The following is a 16,699-nucleotide window of genomic DNA, read 5'->3' on the forward strand; positions in this document are numbered from 1 at the left end:
TCAACGTGTCGAATGCGCGACTGGTGAGCCCAAGAATGGCGAACAACTGTTTGCTGGGAAGCGGACCATTGCCTAAGCCGTAGTTCCCTCGCATTTCCTCTGCGATCGATTCTGCCTCGGGCCACGCCAGTTCGAATTTGGCTGCAACGTGATGCGGAATGAAATGCGAGACGACGTCTGCAAAATTACAAGAGAGACCCGCGTCCCTGGCCTCATTGAGGCAATCCTGCAAAACGTCCGCTCCTTTCGATCCGGGAACAGCTTGTGTGGCTTCGCCGATCGACTCGTCGCCGAAATCCTGGGCCAGTACTTCGAGCCGGTACATCAACTCTTCGGGAGCCTCGTCGACATCGAATCCGCACTGAGCCTCTCGCTTGCGCCAAGTCGCAATCGACGACTCTGCAAGTTCTTTTTGCCAGGCGAAGTTCAGGGCGCGCAGCGCCTCCGTGTCCGTGGCGGACGAGGAGAAGCTGTCGATGACGTTCGAAAGAAAAGTTCGAACACCAGTCTCGAAAGAAGCGCCGCGTATCGCGACGCTGCACTCATCCAGGAATTTGACTGGCCCCGGAATTCCCGGTAGATCCGGAACGCTCTGAAGCCACACTTCTGGACCATCTCCCCAAATCGTGAGTCGGGGCCATGCATATTCGCCAATCGCAGTCAGCTCATGCCGAAGCCTCCACTCGGTCGTCCTGAGTCCGCTCGTTGGCGGACATTCCCACCGCAGTCGCCAGTAGTTGTCCACCAGCCAAAAAGCAAGCTTTCTCGGATCGGCTTCAACATAGTCGTCATATTCGGCGGAATCGAAGCGGAAGAGTCGAGTGAAAACCTCTCCTCCGGCACGAATGCACAGCGGCGCGACCGTGTCGCCTGGACTCACGTCGAGGAGTTCAATCTCGAATTCAGATTTCATCTGAGGTCTCGTACATCGCTTTGCAGTTCACCATCGCAGCGCGCTCACCGGATGTCGAACTCCGAGAATTGCGCACATATGCAGCGAATCGCCTGTAGACGCCTTCGGCAATGGCTTCTCCGGGACGCACCGGATAGCCATGGTACTCGCGCGAAATTCGATTTGTCACCCGACATTCCATGATCCATCCATTGTCGAAGACTGTCCAGACGATGTCGCCTTTGCCGACAAGTCCTGATTTGAGTCCTCGTTCCAACATCGACGGAAGCAAACCCATATCGACTGGTCTGAATCCGGCGTGCTCGTCGCATAGAGTGGCGTCGCCTCGTCTTTTCATGTAGGGCGGCAACCCGAATGCCTCCGGTGCCTTCTTGTGCTTGCTGTAGCCCTTGTAGTGAATCTTGCTTTTCAGCTCGGTCAAGAGATCATTCGGCGGATGCTCGAGCAACGCACGGCCTAGATTATCCGAGTCACGAGGAGGCAGCTTCGGGCGTGGCGGGGGTCTCATCCGATCAGTGTACCGCTGACGTTAGAACTTAGAGGCTCACATCAATTTCCGCTCCAGCCGAGCGCGCCACTACTTCTTCTTGGCCAGATGCACCGCCACCAGCGCATTCGCATGTCCGCCCTTTCCGGTGTCGCCATCCGGGAACCTTTGTGTTGAATTGATGCTTTCGGGCCGAGCCCGGCATGACACGAAGCCGGGCGGTCGAGCTGCGATACGTTACATCGAGTTGTCGAGACCGCGAGCGCTCGTGCGTCGTGTTCTCGAGGCGTCGCAATTCCGCGCACGGCCGAACAAGGAGAACTCAGCATGAACTACGTCGACGGATTCGTGATCGCGGTGCCGGCCGCGAAGAAGGAAGAGTACCTGAAGCAGGCCACCCTGGCCGCGCAGCTCTTCAAGGAATGCGGCGCGCTGGAGATCGTCGAGACCTGGGGCGACGACGTGCCCGAGGGCAAGGTCACATCGTTCTCGATGGCCGTGAAGCGCAAGGACGACGAGGTGGTCGTTTTCTCGTGGGTCACCTGGCCGTCGAAGGCCGTGCGGGACGAAGGCATGAAGAAGTTCATGGCGGACCCGCGCATGGAGGACATGAAGAACATGCCCTTCGACGGCCAGCGCATGATCTTCGGCGGATTCCAGGTCATCCTGGAGAAGAGATGACCTTGCAGGCGTCCTCGATGGATTCGTGGAAACAGGCTCGTTTCCCCTGAGTTCTCGGCCGCGAGCCGACGCCCACGCAACTAGTGCAGCCGCTTGTTCGCCGGCAGCGAATTCGCGATCTCCTCCAGGTCGAGGATCGACGTCGACGGCTGGCAGAGCTCGCGCACCGCGGCGTCGTTCGCCAGGATGGCGTGCAGGATGCGCGTGCGCTCCGCCTGCTCGTGCGCCGGCGGCTGGCCGTGCAGCAGCTGCTCGCGCAGCCGCGTGACGATCACGGTGCAGGCCCCTTCGATTCGACACACGCTGTCCCAGTCGCCGCTGCGCGCGGCGCGCAGCATCTCTTCGCTCGCCCGCTCCAGCGCGAGGTACTGGCGCAGCATCTCGCTCGGCTCGCCGCGCGTCGCCATGCGCGCCTCAGGCGTGAAAGTCGGCATGGCCGTCGGCCCTCGGCGCGATTTCCGACCAGGCCGTGCGCAGCTCGCCGAGCAGGCGGGCGACTTCGGCCAGCGGCACGTCGCTGTGATGCAGGTTGGCGATGAAAAGCCGCGAGACCATGTGCTCGTACAGCGCGCGCAGGTTGGCGGCGAGTTCGGCGTCGCCGCGCGTCTCGACCGAGGCCTTCAGGCCTTCGTCGATGATGCGCATCGCGCGCGACACGGTCGCGAGGCGCGTTTCGGTGTCGCCCGTGGCGAGCGCATGGCGCGCCTGCAGGATCGCGGCGATCGCGCCGTCGAACAGCAGCATGACGAGCTGGTGCGGGTCGGCCTGCGACACGGAGGTGGCGGTGCCGATCAGGCGGTAATTCTGGATGGGCTGGAGGAGCGAGGTGAACATGTTGAAATCCTTCCCCCAGTTATCGGCCGCATCGCGCGCGGCTTGAGCGATATCGCCCCTCAGGCGAGGCCCAGCGCGCTCTTCATCTGCGCGAGGCGCGCGTTCAGTCCCGACATCTGCGTGTCGAGTTGCTGGTACTGCGCGCGCAGTCTCGATTCGGTGCGCTCCAGGCGGTCCTGCTCCGCGCTCTGCCGCTTCTGGAGCGTGGTCGCATTGCGCTTGAGGCCGTCGATGCGCGACGCGAGCGGGCCGCTGTCGGCGCCGAGCGCCTGCGCCCAGGCCTTGAAGCGCACGCCGAAGCCGCGCGACGACGCATCGCCGCCCTGTTGCGCCTGCGCGAACAGGTTCGCGAGTTTCGCCGGCGCGGCCAGCAAGGGCGCGAGCTTGCTCTCGTTCACGAGCAGCGTGCCGTCGCGCTGCACTTCGATGCCGGCCGCGGAGAGCGACGCGGGCGCGCCCGCGCCCGCGACCGTGCCGAGCAGCATGCCGCGCAGCGACACGAGCAGGGACGAAGCGGTGGAGTCCGCGTTCAGAGGCCCGCGCGCGGCGCCCGAGGGGTCGGCCTGCGTCTGTTGCGCGAGCAGCTTGCTCAGGCCGTTGTACGCGTTCACGAAATCGTTGACGTTCTTGCGGACGGCCATCGTCTCCACCGCGACCGTGAAGGCCACGGGCTTCGTCGTGACCTGCTTGAGCGTGAGGGTCACGCCTTCGAGCGCGTTGGCCGGCGCGTTGGTCGCGCTCGACACGGCCACGCCGTCGATCTTGAACAGCGCATCCTGCGCGGCCTGCGTCTGCGAGAGATTGCGGCCCGCGCCGTCAGGCGCCGCCGGATCGTAGGCGAGGGCGGAGAGGCCCGAGCCGTCGGACGAATCGCCGTCGTCGTCGGCGATCGTCACGCGCATCGAACTCGCCGCGCCGTCCGCGCCGCGCAGCACCAGGCGTGCGCCGTCCGCGCCCGTGACGACGCTCGCCGTGACGCCCGCGGCGGCGGCATTGATCGCATCGCGAATGCCGGCGAGGGACGACGAGCCCGCGCCGATGGGAATGGAGACAGGCGACGAGCCCGCCCTGGGCGTGAACACGCCCAGAGCGGTCGTTCCGAGTTCGATCGTGAGCGTGCCCGTTCCGAGGACTGCCGCCGAATTCGGGCGCGGGCCGCTCGCGAGGACCTGCGGCTGCGCGAGTTGCGTCACCTCGAGGCTGTGCGTGCCCGCGGCCGCGCTCGTGCTCGCGACCGCGGACAGCGCCGAGGCGTCGCCGCTGTCGACGCGGTATGTCGACCAGTTGGCAGGCGTTGCGAGCCGCGTCGCGACGTCGCCGAGCGCGGCGATCTGGCTCTTCAGCGTCCCGTAGGCCGAGATGCGCGTCTGCAGCGTGCCGGCCTGCGTCTGCAACTGCGTGAGCGGCCGCTGCTCCACGGCCATGAGCGAGCTGACGATCGTGTTGACGTCGAGTCCGCTGCCGACGCCGGTGCTGCTGATGCTGGGCACGGGCCGTTGTCCGGGCTACGTGACGATCAACCGCCGCGAAGGAGGCTCAGCACCTGCTGCGGCAACTGGTTCGCCTGCGTGAGCATCGCGTTGCCGGCCTGCTGCAGGATCTGCGCGCGCGTGAGGTTGGCCGTCTCGGCCGCGAAGTCGGTGTCCATGATGCGCGAGCGCGCGGCCGTCGTGTTCTCCGCGGCGATGTTGATGTTGGCCACCGCCGTTTCGAAGCGGCTCTGCACCGCGCCGAGCTTGGCGCGCGCGCCGTTCACCTGCGCCAGCGCCGAATCGCACTGCTGGATGGCGAGCTGCGCCCCGCCGTACGAGCCGATGTCGAGCGACGCCATGTTGGCGCTGGCCGATGCCGTGGCGGAGTCGGCGGCGACGAAGCCGACCTTTGCGCCGGCCGCGCCGGTCAGCGTGATGTTGCCCGAGGCCGTGAGCACGATCGCGTTGCTCTGCACGTCGAAGTAGGCGCCGACGCCCGTGGTCGTGCCGATGCGGTTGATGGCGTCGACCACCTGCGCCTGCCGCTCCTGCGTCGTGCCGACGGCGGGCAGCACGCCGATGTCGATGCCGTTGACGGTGAGGTCGCCGGGCGACGTCGCCGTGAGCGACGTGATCGCGGTGCCGCTTTGCGTGGCGGCGCGATTGACGACGCCCATGCCCGCGAGCTGCGCGTTGGTGATGCCGCCGATGGTGATGTTCTCGTTGGCGTCGGCGCCGACCTGGAACTTCGCCGACGAGAAGCTGCCGTCCAGCAGCTTCGTGCCGTTGAAGTTCGACGAAGTCGCGACGCGGTCGATCTCGGCCTTCAGCTCCGCCGCTTCCTGCTGCAGCGCGGTGCGGTCCGAGGCGCTGTTCGTCGCGTTGGACGACTGGACCGCGAGCTCCCGGATGCGCTGGATCATGTCGCCCACCTTGCCGAGCGCGCCTTCGGCCGTCTGCGCGAGCGACACGCCGTCGTTCGCGTTGCGCGCGGCCACGGTCAGGCCGCGCACCTGCGCATTCATTCGCTCGGCGATGGCGAGGCCGGCGGCGTCGTCCTTGGCGCTGTTGACGCGCAGGCCGGTGGACAGGCGCTGGATCGACGTGTTCAGGGCGCCCTGCGACGCGGTCAGGTTGCGCTGCGTGTTGAGCGAGGCGAGGTTGGTGTTGATCACGGAAGGCATGGACTCTCCCTCGGGAAAGGTTTCTCATCCGGATCTGGAAACGCCAGGGCCGGGCCGATACCGTGAATGTGAACGGCTTCGGCCCGGCGCGATGCGCAGAGAAGCGGCGGAGTTTCGGCTCTTTTCGAAATCCGCCGGCCTGCGTCAACGCAGGAGACTCAGGACCTGCTGCGGCAGCTGGTTGGCCTGCGCGAGCATCGCGTTGCCGGCCTGCTGCAGGATCTGCGAGCGCGTGAGGTTGGCCGTTTCCGCCGCGAAGTCGGTGTCCATGATGCGCGAACGCGCGGCCGTGGTGTTCTCCGACGCGATCTGGATGTTGGCGACCGCGGACTCGAAGCGGCTTTGCACCGCGCCGAGCTTCGCGCGCGCGCCGTTCACCTGCGCGAGCGCGGCGTCGGCCTGCTGGATGGCGAGTTGCGCGCCGCCGTAGGAGCTGATGTCGAGCGATGCCATGTTCGCGCTGGCCGCGGCCGTGGCGGAGTCCGCGGCGACGAAGCCGACCTTGGCGCCGGCCGCGCCGGTCAGCGTGATGTTGCCCGAGGACGTGAGCGCGATCACGTTGTTCTGCGCATCGTAGAACGCGCCGACGCCGGTGGTGGTGCTGACGCGGTTGATCGCGTCGACCACCTGCGCCTGGCGCTCCTGCGTGGTGCCGGCCGCGGAGAGCACGCCGATGTCGGTGCCGTTCACGGTGAGGTCGCCGAGCGACGTGGCCGTGAGCGTCGTGATCGCCGTGCTGCTTTGCGTGGCGGCGCGGTTGACGACGCCCATGCCGGCGAGCTGCGCATTGGTGATGCTGGAGATCGTGATGCTCTCGCCGGCATCCGCGCCGACCTGGAACTTGGCCGCGGAGAAGCTGCCGTCCAGGAGCTTGGTGCCGTTGAATGCGGTGGTGCCCGCGACGCGGTCGATCTCCGACTTCAGCTCGCTCACCTCCTGCTGCAGCGCCGAGCGGTCGGCCGAGGTGTTGGTGGCGTTGGACGATTGCACCGCGAGTTCGCGCATGCGCTGGATCATGTCGCCCACCTTGCCGAGCGCGCCGTCGGCGGTCTGCGCGAGGGAGACGCCGTCGTTGGCGTTGCGCGAGGCGACGTTCAGGCCGCGCACCTTCGCGTTCATGCGTTCGGCGATGGCGAGGCCGGCGGCGTCGTCCTTGGCGCTGTTGATGCGCAGGCCGGTCGACAGGCGCTGGATCGACGTGTTGAGGGACGCCTGGGAGGCGCCCAGGTTGCGCTGCGTGTTGAGCGATGCGATGTTGGTGTTGATGACAGAAGCCATTTCAGATTCCTCGAATGGCCCGCAGGCCGAAGTGTGGTGGACACGCCGCGCATCTGTCGCGGCCCATCGGGGCGTTGTCCCCGTCCCACCCTCTTCGGCGCGATCGACCCGAGCTTGAGCACTTGTTTCGAAAAAGCTGCGTTTAGGCAATTTTCTTATGGAGACCTGTAACTTCCAGCGCCAAGATCGCCCCCCGTCAACGCAACAATTGCTTGCAAATCAGATATCCGGGACGTCGAAAATAAAAGGAGTGTCATGTCCAGCCAGCAAGTTCTCAACGAGATTCGCGACCTGAATCTCTCGTTTCTCCTCTTTGCCCAGTCGCAGATCCGCAGCGACAAGGTGCAGGCGCTGTATCGCCTGGGCATGGACGAGCACGTCGCCGGGCTGGTGGCGCAGATGTCCCCGCAGCAACTCGTTCGCATCGCTTCGCGGCCCATGCTGTTGTGCGCGATGCGCTTCGACGACGAATTGATCTGGAGCCTGCTGAGCGATTCGCATGCGCCTTCGTCGGCCGGCGCCGCCACGGGCGGCAGCGCGGACTACCTGCATGCGAGCGTGCTGATGGCGGGCCGACGCGCGTCCGCGGCCGCCGCGTGAGGGCGCCGTCATGACCAAGAGCCTCGTGAACGAATCCACGCAGGTCGCGCGCGCGATCGAGCTGATCGGCCTGGGCGCCCGCATGGCGGTGCTGCAGGGCGAGACCAGCCTGTCGCACGAGCGGCTGGTCCGCCTCTACAAGGAGGTGACGGGCCGCTCGCCGTCCAAGGGCCAGCTGCCTTACTCCACGGACTGGTTCACGTCGTGGCAGCCGAACATCCATTCGTCGCTCTTCCTCAACATCCACGAGGCGCTCGACAAGTCGAGCGCGCTCGACAGCGGCGAACTGCTGATCAAGAGCTGGCGTCTCTACGGCGAAGAGGCCGCGACGCTCGGCGTGGAGCCGGCGCTGTCGATCACGCGCGCATGGCGCCTCGTGAAGTTCGTCGACAGCGGCATGCTGTGCCTCACCGGCTGCGCGCACTGCGGCGGGCGCTTCGTCACGCACACGCACGAATACGGCGCGGGCTTCGAGTCGTTCGTGTGCGGCCTGTGCAAGCCGCCCGCGCGCGCGGGCAAGAGCCGCCGGCCCGGCGCGATCCACTGAAACGCCTCAAGTCCCCGGCGCCGGGGCCGATAGACCGGGAGTGACGACGCGGCAGCCCGCCGCGCCACTTCAGGGGTCTTGCAAGATGTTCATCATCGTCGGCTACATCGTCGTGATCGGCTGCGTGCTCGGGGGCTACGCGATCGCGGGCGGCCAGTTCGGCGTCATCCTCCACGCCGCGCCGCACGAGCTCTTCGTGATCGGCGGCGCCGCGGCCGGCGCCTTCCTCGTCGGCAACAACGGCAAGACGATCAAGGCGACCTTCAAGTTCCTGCCGAGCCTGCTGAAGGGCTCCAAGCACAACAAGGCGCGCTACATGGAGCTCATGGCGCTGCTCTACGACGTGCTCGTCAAGGCGCGCAAGGAGGGCCTGATGTCGATCGAGGGCGACGTCGAGAAGCCGAACGAGAGTCCGCTCTTCACGAAGTACCCGCTGATCGTCGCGGACCATCACCTGATGGAGTTCATCACCGACTACCTGCGCATGATGGTCTCGGGCAACCTCAACGCGCACGAGCTCGAGAGCCTGATGGACAACGAGATCGATACGCATCATCACGAGGCGTCGGTGCCCGCCGCGGCGATCCAGGCGGTGGGCGACGGCCTGCCCGCGTTCGGCATCGTGGCCGCCGTGCTCGGCGTCGTGAAGACGATGGCGTCGGTCGGCGCCTCGCCCGCGGTGCTGGGCCAGATGATCGCGGGCGCGCTGGTCGGCACCTTCCTCGGCATCCTGATGGCCTACGGCTTCGTGAGTCCGCTCGCGCAGCTCGCGAACCAGAAAGTGGACGAGGCGACCAAGGAACTGCAGTGCGTGAAGACCACGCTGCTCGCGAGTGTGCAGGGCTATGCGCCCGCCGTCGCGCTGGAATTCGGCCGCAAGGTGCTGTATTCCACCGAGCGGCCCGGCTTCAGCGAGCTCGAGCAGCACGTGAAGAGGAAACCCGCATGAGCGCCGCCGGACCGCTCCTTGGCGCTCGCACCGCAGTGCGGAGCACGGAGGTTCTCGAATGAGCGCCGCGACCGGAAAACTGCAGCCCGTCATCGTCAAGCGGGTGAAGAAAGGAGGCCACGGTGGCCACCATGGCGGCGCGTGGAAGATCGCGTACGCCGACTTCGTGACGGCCATGATGGCCTTCTTCCTTCTCATGTGGCTGCTCGGCTCCACGGCACAGGGCGACCTGCAGGGCATCGCCTCGTATTTCCAGAGCCCGCTGAAGGTGGCGCTGGCCGGCGGCTCCGGCTCGGGCGACAGTTCCAGCATCGTCAAGGGCGGCGGCACCAACCTCACGCGGACCAACGGCAACGAGAGGCGCGGCGATGTCCAGGCGCCCTCGCGCAGCTACAACCTGCAGGCGCTGCGCGCCGAGGTGCAGGCGGCCGATGCCGCGCGCATGCGCGAGGTGCAGACGCGCATCGAGGCGGCGCTGCAGGCCAGCCCCACGCTCGGCGCGCTGCGCGCGCAACTGCGCATGGACATCACGGCCGACGGGCTGCGCATCCAGATCGTCGACGACCAGGGCCGCCCGATGTTCGACGCGGGCAGCGCGCGGGTGAAGGACTACACGCGCGAGCTGATGCGAAGCATCGGACGCCTCGTCGACGAAGCGGGCGCGCGCGTGGTGCTCTCCGGCCACACCGACGCATCGCCCTACGCCGGCGGAGAGCGCGGCTATTCGAACTGGGAGCTGTCGTCCGACCGCGCGAACGCGTCGCGCCGCGAATTGCTGGCGGGCGGGCTGGCGGAGGACCGGGTGGTGCGCGTGCTGGGGCTCGGCTCGTCGGTGCATTTCAATCCGGCCGACCCGCTGAGTCCGCTCAACCGGCGCATCTCGATCCTCGTGCTCGGCGAAATCGGTTCGGAGCGCTGGCAACCCGGCGCGGAGGTGCCGGTGTCGGAAGCGCAGGCGCTCGAGAACATCCTCACGCGGCGCGAAGCGGCGTCCCCGTCGAAGCCGCCGCTTGCGCCGGCGAGCACGCCGGATCGTCCGGCGGGGAAGTGACGGGGATTCACCCCTTTCATCGCGGCTTCGGATTTGCACGCGGACTCGAAGATGGACACCGTTCCATCCTTCCCCCGCGTGCATGTCCGAATCCGAAGCCAGCCGTGAAGACCGCCAGTTGCCGGCGTCGCAGCGGCGCCTCGAGCAGGCGCGCGAGGAAGGTCGCGTTCCGCGTTCGCGCGAACTGACGCACCTGGCCGCGGCGCTCGCGCTGCTGGCGATCGTGACGGGCGCCGGCCCGTGGCTTGCGCGCCAGTCGCTGACGATCGTCGCGGGCGCGCTCCGGTTCGACCGTACCGCCGCCTTCGACGCCGCGCAGATGACGCCGCGCCTCGCGTTCTTCGCGAGCGAGGCGCTGAAGCTGATCGTGCCGCTCGGCGCGGCGGCTGCGCTGTGTTTCGCGGCGACCAGCCTCGCCATCGGCGGCTGGAACGTCGCGGGCCAGGCGCTCGAGCCGAAGTTCAGCCGCGTCGATCCGTTCTCCGGCCTTGTGCGCATCGTCTCGCCGCGCCAGTGGCTGGAGCACGCGCGCCTCGTCGTCGCCGCCGGGGCGATGCTCGGCGCGGCGGGCTGGCACATCGTCGAGCATGCCGCGGACGTCGACACCATCGCGCGCATGCCGCTCGCCGCCGCGCTCGACGCGGGCTTCGCGTGGATCGCGGCCGGCCTCGCGCTGCTCGCGGGCGTGTGCTTCCTCTCGGCGCTCGCCGACGTGCCGCTGCAGCTCTGGCGCTATTTCAGCGAGCTGCGCATGACGCACGAGGAGGCGCGCAAGGAGCACAAGGAGTCCGATGGCGATCCGCACCTGAAGGGCGAGCGCCGGCGCCGCGCGCGCGAACTGTCGCGCGGCCGCATGCTCGCCGACGTGCCGACGGCCAGCGTCGTCATCACGAACCCGACGCACTACGCCGTCGCGCTCGCATACGACGACGCCACGATGGGCGCGCCGCGCGTGGTCGCGATGGGCACGGACCACCTGGCGCTGAAGATCCGGGAGGTGGCCGCTGCCTCCCGCGTCCCTGTGCTCGAGGCGCCGCCGCTCGCGCGCGCGCTGTATCGCCACGGCGACGTCGGCGCCGAAGTTCCGGTGGAGCTCTACACCGCCGTCGCGCAGGTGCTGGCCTGGGTGATGCGATTGCGCGATGCGCGCCGCGCGCCGCCGCCGCCCGCGATCGAGGTGCCGCCGGGGCTGGATCCGAAGGAGGCTGGCGCATGAGCTTCCTGAAGTCGCTGCCCGCGCCGATGCCCGGTCCGCGCGCCCTGGGCGCGCCGCTGATCATGGTGATGGTGCTGGCGATGATGCTGGTGCCGATGCCGGCCTTCGCGCTCGACCTGCTGTTCACGTTCAACATCGCCGTGTCGCTGGTCGTGCTCATGGTGGCCGCCTACACGCGCCGCGTGCTCGACTTCGCGAGCTTCCCGAGCGTGCTGCTGGTCACGACGCTGCTGCGTCTGTCGCTCAACGTGGCGTCGACGCGCGCGGTGCTGCTGAACGGGCACACCGGCCCCGGCGCGGCCGGACAGGTGATCGAATCGTTCGCGCACTTTCTTGTCGGCGGCAGCTTCGCCGTCGGCCTGGTGGTGTTCGCCATCCTCACCATCATCAACTTCGTCGTCATCACCAAGGGCGCGGGCCGCATCGCGGAGGTGTCGGCGCGCTTCGCGCTCGACGCGATGCCGGGCAAGCAAATGGCCATCGACGCCGACCTCGCGGCCGGCAGCATCGACGAGAAGGACGCGCGCCGCCGCCGCCGCGAGGTGACGCAGGAAGCTGAGTTCTACGGCTCGATGGACGGCGCGTCCAAGTTCGTGCGCGGCGACGCCATCGCCGGCATCATGATCCTGTTCATCAACATGGTGGGCGGGCTGGTCATCGGCACGCTGCAGCACGGCATGCCGCTCGCGGGCGCGGCCGAGAACTACGTGCTGCTCGCCATCGGCGACGGCCTCGTCGCGCAGGTTCCCGCGCTCGTGATCTCGGTCGCGGCCGGCCTGGTCGTCTCGCGCGTCGGTGACGACGACATCGGCGAGCAGATCGCGGGCCAGGTGTTCTCGATCCCCCGCGCGCTCGGCCTCACCGGCGCCGTGCTCGGCGTGCTGGGCCTCGTGCCGGGCATGCCGCACATCCCCTTCCTGATCCTCGCGGGCGCCTGCGGCTGGAGCGCCTGGATGCTCGCCAAGGTCGCGGCGCAGCGCCAGGCGAAGCCGCCCGAAGCGCCGCGCGCCGCGGCGCCGGGGGCCGAGGCGAGCTGGGACGACGTCGCGCCGGTCGATGCGCTCGGACTCGAGGTGGGCTACCGTCTCATCGCGCTCGTGGACCGCGAGCAGGGCGGCGACCTGCTGGGCCGCATCAAGGGCGTGCGCAAGAAGTTCGCGGCGGAGGTCGGCTTCCTTCCGCCCGCCGTCCACATCCGCGACAACCTCGAACTGCATCCGTCGGCCTACCGCATCGTGCTCAAGGGCGTGGTCGCGGGCGAGGGCCAGGCCTTCGGCGGCATGTACATGGCGATCAATCCGGGGCACATCAAGATCGTGCTGCCCGGCACCGCCACGACGGACCCCGCCTTCGGCCTCGATGCCGTGTGGATCGAAGCGCGCACGCGCGAGGACGCGCAGGCCGCGGGCTTCACCGTCGTGGACGCGGCGACCGTCGTTGCCACGCATATCAATCACGTCATGCAGTCGCAGGCCGCCGCGCTGCTCGGCCGCGCCGAGTTGCAGGACCTGCTCGCGCACGCCCGCAAGTTCGCGCCCTCGCTGCTCGACGAGACCGTGCCCAAGCTCGTTCCCCTGCCGGTGCTGCACAAGGTGCTGCGCAACCTGCTCGACGAGACGGTTCATATCCGGGACTTCTGCGGCATCGTGGAGATCCTGTCCGAACAGCCGGCGGCCGCCGATGCCGAGGAGCTGACGCGCGCCGTGCGCGTCGGCCTCGCGCCCGCCATCGTGCAGCACCTCTACGGCCCGGCGAAGGAGCTGGGCGTCGTCGCCATCGAGCCGGGGCTCGAGCAGGTGGTCGTGCAGGCCTTCGCGCCGCAGTCCGCCGCGCCGCTCGACCCCGCGATGGGCGAGCTGCTGTGCGAACAGGCGGCCACCGCCGCGCGGCTGCAGGAGGAAGTGGGCCTGCCGGCCTGCCTGCTCGTGCCCGACCGCGTGCGCTCGGCGCTTGCGCGCCTGCTGCGCCGCAAGGCGCCGCGCCTGCACGTGCTGGCGCACTCGGAAGTGCCGCGCACCCATTCCATCCAGATCCAGCGAGTCATCGGAGTCCACCCATGAACGTCAGACGTTTTGTCGGCCGCAACGCCCGCGAGGCGATGGCCCAGGCCCGCGCCGCCTTCGGCGACGGCGGCGTCGTGCTGTCCAACCGCGCCGTGCCGGGCGGTGTCGAGATCCTCGCGATGCCGGGGTCGGAAGTCGCCGCCGCCGCCGAGGCTCCGCCCGCTCAGCCCGCCGCAGCCGCGGAACCCATGAGCACGATGTCCTTCCAGGACTTCGTGCGCGAGCGGCAGCGGCAGGAAGCGGCGCTCCCCGCCGACCCGGCGCCGCGCGTCCCGCCGACCGAACCCGGCCGCTTTGCCCGGGAGGCGCTCGCGCGCGAGTCGGCGGCATCCCCGGCGACCGCGTCGACGGTCCTTGCGCGCACGCCGTATGCGGCGGCGGCGCAGACGCATCCGGCGGACGAGCTGATGGACGAGCTGCGGCAGATGCGCAGCACGATCACGAACCAGATCGCCGGCCTCGCGTGGTTCGACTCGGTGCGGCGCTCGCCCGCGCAGACCCGCCTCCTGCGGCTCATGATCGGCAACGGCTTCTCGCCCGCGCTCGCGCGCCGCTTCGTCGATGCGCTGCCCGCCGACGCGCCCGACGCCGAGCAGTGGCTCGCGCAGATCCTCGCGCACAACCTGCGCTGCAGCGAAGCCGAAGCCATCCAGCAGCAAGGCGGCGTGTTCGCGCTCGTCGGTCCCACCGGCGTCGGCAAGACCACCACGACCGCGAAGATCGCCGCGAAGTTCGCGCTGCAGCACGGCGCGGCCTCGGTCGGCCTCATCACCGTCGACACGTACCGCATGGCCGCGTCGGACCAGCTGCGCGCCTACGGCCGCATCCTCGGCATCCCCGTGCACACCGCGCGCGACGGCGCGGCGCTCGGCGAACTGCTCGACCTCTTCGTCAACAAGAAGCTCGTGCTGATCGACACGGTCGGCCTCGGCCAGCGCGACCGCCGTCTGCCGGAGCTGTTTTCGACACTGCCCGCGTCGCGCGTGCGGCGCCTGCTCGTCCTGAACGCAACGGCGCAGGGCGAGATGCTCGACGAAGTCGTGCGTGCCTATGGGGGCGGCGGCGGCACGCGCTGCGTCATCACCAAGCTCGACGAGGCCGTGAAGTGCGGCGCCGTGGTCGACGTGGCCGTACGTCACAAGCTGGTCGTGGAGGGTTTCGCCAACGGCCAGCGCGTCCCGGAAGACTGGCACGCGCCGCGCGCGCCGCTGCTCGCGCAGAAGGCGCTGATGAAGCCCGCGAACAGCGCCTACCTGCCGGACGACGACGAGCTCGGCCTCCTGCTGACCGCGCCGCCCGCGCGCGCGACGCGCGGAGAACTGCATGCTTGAAGGGCTGGATCAGGCAAGCGGCCTGCGCCGGCTCGTCGCCGCGCCGCGCCTGGCGCTGCTCGCGTTCCCGGTCGCGGCGGGGTCGCCGCAGCCGTGGATCGCGCAGCTCGCATGTGCCTTGCGCGCGCTCGGCCGAAAGCCGATGGTGCTGGATGCGGGCCGCGGGGTCGTGGCCGGCGCCTTCGGCCTGAGGCTGCGCCACGAACTCGTGGATCTGCTGCACGGTGAACGCGAGTTCGACGAGGTCGCACGGCCGACCGCCGACGGCGTGTACGTGCTGCGCGCCGACCGCGGCGTCGACGAGTTCGTGGCGTCGGGCGCACCCGCGGCGCGCCTGCTCGAAGGCTTCGCGCGCCTGTCGCACGGATTCGACGACCTGCTGCTCGCGATGGCGCCGAACGAGCTCGCTTCGCTGGCATCGCCGCGCTCGTCCGTGCCGGTGCTCGGGGTCGATGCCGCAGGCGACGGCGTGGTCGGAGGCTACGGCGTCGCGAAGTGCCTGGCCGAAGAGTTCGGCTACCGCCGCTTCGCCTGCGTCGTGCGCGAGGCGCGCAGCGAGGCGGACGCGCGCGGCGCGCATGCGCGCCTGGCCGGTGCGGCGAGCCGGTTCCTGAATGCCGAGGTCGCGTACGCAGGCAGCCTGCCCGTCGCCGCGGCAGCGGGCGTGGCCGCGGACGCATTCATGCGCACCGCGCAGGCCTTGTTGCAGACCGCGGCGGTGCCGCTCGCGCCGGCCTGAGGGCTTGCCTCGAGGAGAAGGAGAAACCCATGTACACAGCCAAAGGCACCCTCGCCACGCGGCAGGGCATCGAGAACTACCTGCCCATGGTGCGGCGCGCCGCCGCGCGCATGATCGGCCGCCTGCCCGCCAACGTCGAGATGGACGATCTCGTGCAGGCCGGCGTGATCGGCCTCATGGACGCGATGCAGCGCTACGAACAGGGGCACGGCGCGCAGTTCGAGACGTTCGCGATGCAGCGCGTGCGCGGCGCGATGCTCGACGAACTGCGAGGCACCGACTGGGTGCCGCGGTCCGTGCGCAAGAGCCAGCGCGACATCGCCGAGGCGGTGCGCGCGCTCGAGCACGAACTGAAGCGCGCGCCGAGCGACGCCGAGATCGCGCAGCGTCTGAACGTGACGCTCGACGACTATCACGCGATGCTGGTCGACGTGCGCGGCGCGCAGCTCGTGTACTGCGACGACTACGAGGCGGAGGAGGGCGACACCCACTATCTCGACCGCCATGTGGCGCCCGACACGCAATCCGACCCGGCGGGCCAGCTCGCCGACCGGCGCTTTCGCGAAGCGCTCGTCGCCGCCATCGGCGACCTGCCGCAGCGCGAGCAGTACGTGATGAGCATGTACTACGAGCACGACATGAACCTGAAGGAGATCGCCGCGGTGCTGGGCGTGACCGAGTCGCGGGTGAGCCAGCTGCACAGCCAGTCGGTGGCGAGGTTGCGGGCGCGGTTGAAGGCTTGGTGAACGTGGACTGGCACTGCGTTACGAAGAAGCGCTTTGGTTTCGGTGGTTCGTAACGACCGGAGGAGCGTCGCATGGTATCCGGCGCTCCCTCGACGCGCGGTGTGAGCCGGTTACATCGCGAACACTTCGACAGTCCTCTAGTCGCGCATCGCACAACGACTGCCGGCCCCCTGGCTCGCTTGGAAATCTGACCGCGAGCGAGTACGCCAGAATGAGGTCGGGAAGGCAAACGGAAACGGCCGATCTCTAGTTGAAGACGATCGCGTTTTCGGGGGGAGCGTCAATGCGCTTAAGAATCAAGCGAATACCTTTCCGTGGAAGCGGGTCAAGACCAGCTTCAGTCCGATTGCGTGTGAGGAAGGCAACAAGGAGCCGAAGTGAATCATGCCGAAAGCGACGGTGAACTGTCGGTCAACGTGCCGGAGTTAGGGGATTGGCGGCTGATGCTTGTTGGTTGGGCCACCGGGTCAGACGGCAAAGCGAGGGTGTCGGAAATTCTGTGTGCGAGGCATAACATGACGACAAGGAGCATGAGTGCCACGCAAACCGAAGACCAGCGCTGCGGCGCAGAAGGCGGAGCATCCGCCGATCCCGGCTGAATTGCTGGA

At 68.4% G+C, this 16,699-nt stretch carries 18 protein-coding genes; 11 read left to right on the top strand and 7 right to left on the bottom strand.

The genetic code is table 11. The annotated features are described in order from the left end of the window. Positions 1 to 913 (bottom strand): hypothetical protein (locus tag AB7E83_RS26730; RefSeq protein WP_428574307.1); only part of this gene is annotated, 913 nt, incomplete at its 3' end. Next, the gene (locus tag AB7E83_RS26735; RefSeq protein WP_428574309.1) at positions 903 to 1,334 is read right to left on the bottom strand and encodes a hypothetical protein; all 432 of its coding nucleotides are present in this window, start codon (positions 1,332 to 1,334) and stop codon (positions 903 to 905) included. The genes AB7E83_RS26730 and AB7E83_RS26735, both read right to left, overlap by 11 nt. A 393-nt stretch (positions 1,335 to 1,727) precedes the next feature. Between AB7E83_RS26735 and AB7E83_RS26740 the strand changes: the two genes are divergently transcribed. Continuing rightward, positions 1,728 to 2,081: a DUF1428 domain-containing protein gene (locus tag AB7E83_RS26740; RefSeq protein ID WP_428574311.1), complete on the top strand. Its 354-nt coding sequence runs from the start codon at positions 1,728 to 1,730 to the stop codon at positions 2,079 to 2,081. 80 nt (positions 2,082 to 2,161) lie between these two features. Here the strand turns inward: AB7E83_RS26740 and AB7E83_RS26745 are convergent, their stop codons facing one another. From AB7E83_RS26745 to AB7E83_RS26765, 5 genes are all read right to left on the bottom strand, one after another. Continuing rightward, the gene (locus AB7E83_RS26745; RefSeq protein ID WP_428574313.1) at positions 2,162 to 2,515 is read right to left on the bottom strand and encodes a flagellar protein FliT; all 354 of its coding nucleotides are present in this window, start codon (positions 2,513 to 2,515) and stop codon (positions 2,162 to 2,164) included. Continuing rightward, on the bottom strand, positions 2,496 to 2,915 hold the full coding sequence (gene fliS / locus AB7E83_RS26750; protein WP_428574315.1) for a flagellar export chaperone FliS: 420 nt from the start codon (positions 2,913 to 2,915) through the stop codon (positions 2,496 to 2,498). The genes AB7E83_RS26745 and fliS overlap by 20 nt, the downstream gene beginning before the upstream one ends. 59 nt (positions 2,916 to 2,974) lie before the next feature. Then, positions 2,975 to 4,405, bottom strand: a complete 1,431-nt coding sequence (gene fliD, locus AB7E83_RS26755; protein WP_428574317.1) for a flagellar filament capping protein FliD — start codon at positions 4,403 to 4,405, stop codon at positions 2,975 to 2,977. 26 nt (positions 4,406 to 4,431) lie between these two features. Continuing rightward, positions 4,432 to 5,571 carry a flagellin gene (locus tag AB7E83_RS26760; RefSeq protein ID WP_428574319.1) on the bottom strand — a complete coding sequence of 380 codons (1,140 nt, stop codon included), beginning with the start codon at positions 5,569 to 5,571 and terminating at the stop codon, positions 4,432 to 4,434. A 144-nt stretch (positions 5,572 to 5,715) separates the two neighbouring features. After that, positions 5,716 to 6,849 carry a flagellin gene (locus AB7E83_RS26765; protein ID WP_428574322.1) on the bottom strand — a complete coding sequence of 378 codons (1,134 nt, stop codon included), beginning with the start codon at positions 6,847 to 6,849 and terminating at the stop codon, positions 5,716 to 5,718. A 255-nt stretch (positions 6,850 to 7,104) separates the two neighbouring features. Here AB7E83_RS26765 and flhD point away from each other — a divergent pair, with 255 nt between their 5' ends. The 10 genes from flhD to AB7E83_RS26815 all read left to right on the top strand — a co-directional run bounded on the left by flhD (position 7,105) and on the right by AB7E83_RS26815 (position 16,690). Then, complete coding sequence (gene flhD, locus AB7E83_RS26770) at positions 7,105 to 7,449, top strand: flagellar transcriptional regulator FlhD (RefSeq protein WP_428574324.1); 345 nt, start codon at positions 7,105 to 7,107, stop codon at positions 7,447 to 7,449. A 10-nt stretch (positions 7,450 to 7,459) separates the two neighbouring features. Next, positions 7,460 to 7,996 carry a flagellar transcriptional regulator FlhC gene (flhC, locus tag AB7E83_RS26775; protein WP_428574326.1) on the top strand — a complete coding sequence of 179 codons (537 nt, stop codon included), beginning with the start codon at positions 7,460 to 7,462 and terminating at the stop codon, positions 7,994 to 7,996. An 85-nt stretch (positions 7,997 to 8,081) separates the two neighbouring features. Beyond that, positions 8,082 to 8,945 carry a flagellar motor stator protein MotA gene (gene motA, locus AB7E83_RS26780; RefSeq protein WP_428574328.1) on the top strand — a complete coding sequence of 288 codons (864 nt, stop codon included), beginning with the start codon at positions 8,082 to 8,084 and terminating at the stop codon, positions 8,943 to 8,945. A gap of 58 nt (positions 8,946 to 9,003) precedes the next feature. Next, positions 9,004 to 9,996, top strand: a complete 993-nt coding sequence (gene motB, locus AB7E83_RS26785; protein ID WP_428574330.1) for a flagellar motor protein MotB — start codon at positions 9,004 to 9,006, stop codon at positions 9,994 to 9,996. An 82-nt stretch (positions 9,997 to 10,078) separates the two neighbouring features. Further along, positions 10,079 to 11,212 carry an EscU/YscU/HrcU family type III secretion system export apparatus switch protein gene (locus AB7E83_RS26790; protein WP_428574332.1) on the top strand — a complete coding sequence of 378 codons (1,134 nt, stop codon included), beginning with the start codon at positions 10,079 to 10,081 and terminating at the stop codon, positions 11,210 to 11,212. Then, a complete protein-coding gene (gene flhA / locus AB7E83_RS26795) occupies positions 11,209 to 13,272 on the top strand; it encodes a flagellar biosynthesis protein FlhA (RefSeq protein ID WP_428574334.1) in 2,064 nt (687 codons plus the stop codon). Before AB7E83_RS26790 ends, flhA begins: the two co-directional genes overlap by 4 nt. After that, positions 13,269 to 14,606, top strand: coding sequence for a flagellar biosynthesis protein FlhF (gene flhF / locus AB7E83_RS26800; protein ID WP_428574336.1), 1,338 nt, complete (start codon positions 13,269 to 13,271; stop codon positions 14,604 to 14,606). Before flhA ends, flhF begins: the two co-directional genes overlap by 4 nt. Beyond that, positions 14,599 to 15,345, top strand: coding sequence for a MinD/ParA family ATP-binding protein (locus tag AB7E83_RS26805; RefSeq protein WP_428574338.1), 747 nt, complete (start codon positions 14,599 to 14,601; stop codon positions 15,343 to 15,345). The genes flhF and AB7E83_RS26805 overlap by 8 nt, the downstream gene beginning before the upstream one ends. Positions 15,346 to 15,374: 29 nt before the next feature. Beyond that, positions 15,375 to 16,091 carry an RNA polymerase sigma factor FliA gene (locus AB7E83_RS26810; RefSeq protein WP_428574340.1) on the top strand — a complete coding sequence of 239 codons (717 nt, stop codon included), beginning with the start codon at positions 15,375 to 15,377 and terminating at the stop codon, positions 16,089 to 16,091. Positions 16,092 to 16,468: 377 nt separating this feature from the next. Beyond that, complete coding sequence (locus AB7E83_RS26815) at positions 16,469 to 16,690, top strand: hypothetical protein (RefSeq protein WP_428574342.1); 222 nt, start codon at positions 16,469 to 16,471, stop codon at positions 16,688 to 16,690. Positions 16,691 to 16,699: the final 9 nt, after the last annotated feature.

It is taken from the genome of Ramlibacter sp. (genome assembly GCF_050250995.1).
Classification (GTDB): domain Bacteria; phylum Pseudomonadota; class Gammaproteobacteria; order Burkholderiales; family Burkholderiaceae_C; genus Ramlibacter.

Bases quoted from the DNA above. Each gene is read 5' to 3' on its own strand.
- motB (WP_428574330.1), top strand. From the start codon at position 9,004: ATGAGCGCCGCGACCGGAAAACTGCAGCCCGTCATCGTCAAGCGGGTG.
- AB7E83_RS26810 (WP_428574340.1), top strand. From the start codon at position 15,375: ATGTACACAGCCAAAGGCACCCTCGCCACGCGGCAGGGCATCGAGAAC.
- AB7E83_RS26790 (WP_428574332.1), top strand. From the start codon at position 10,079: ATGTCCGAATCCGAAGCCAGCCGTGAAGACCGCCAGTTGCCGGCGTCG.
- AB7E83_RS26760 (WP_428574319.1), bottom strand. From the start codon at position 5,571: ATGCCTTCCGTGATCAACACCAACCTCGCCTCGCTCAACACGCAGCGC.
- AB7E83_RS26805 (WP_428574338.1), top strand. From the start codon at position 14,599: ATGCTTGAAGGGCTGGATCAGGCAAGCGGCCTGCGCCGGCTCGTCGCC.
- AB7E83_RS26745 (WP_428574313.1), bottom strand. From the start codon at position 2,515: ATGCCGACTTTCACGCCTGAGGCGCGCATGGCGACGCGCGGCGAGCCG.
- flhC (WP_428574326.1), top strand. From the start codon at position 7,460: ATGACCAAGAGCCTCGTGAACGAATCCACGCAGGTCGCGCGCGCGATC.
- flhA (WP_428574334.1), top strand. From the start codon at position 11,209: ATGAGCTTCCTGAAGTCGCTGCCCGCGCCGATGCCCGGTCCGCGCGCC.
- flhF (WP_428574336.1), top strand. From the start codon at position 13,269: ATGAACGTCAGACGTTTTGTCGGCCGCAACGCCCGCGAGGCGATGGCC.
- fliS (WP_428574315.1), bottom strand. From the start codon at position 2,915: ATGTTCACCTCGCTCCTCCAGCCCATCCAGAATTACCGCCTGATCGGC.
- AB7E83_RS26740 (WP_428574311.1), top strand. From the start codon at position 1,728: ATGAACTACGTCGACGGATTCGTGATCGCGGTGCCGGCCGCGAAGAAG.
- AB7E83_RS26765 (WP_428574322.1), bottom strand. From the start codon at position 6,849: ATGGCTTCTGTCATCAACACCAACATCGCATCGCTCAACACGCAGCGC.
- motA (WP_428574328.1), top strand. From the start codon at position 8,082: ATGTTCATCATCGTCGGCTACATCGTCGTGATCGGCTGCGTGCTCGGG.
- flhD (WP_428574324.1), top strand. From the start codon at position 7,105: ATGTCCAGCCAGCAAGTTCTCAACGAGATTCGCGACCTGAATCTCTCG.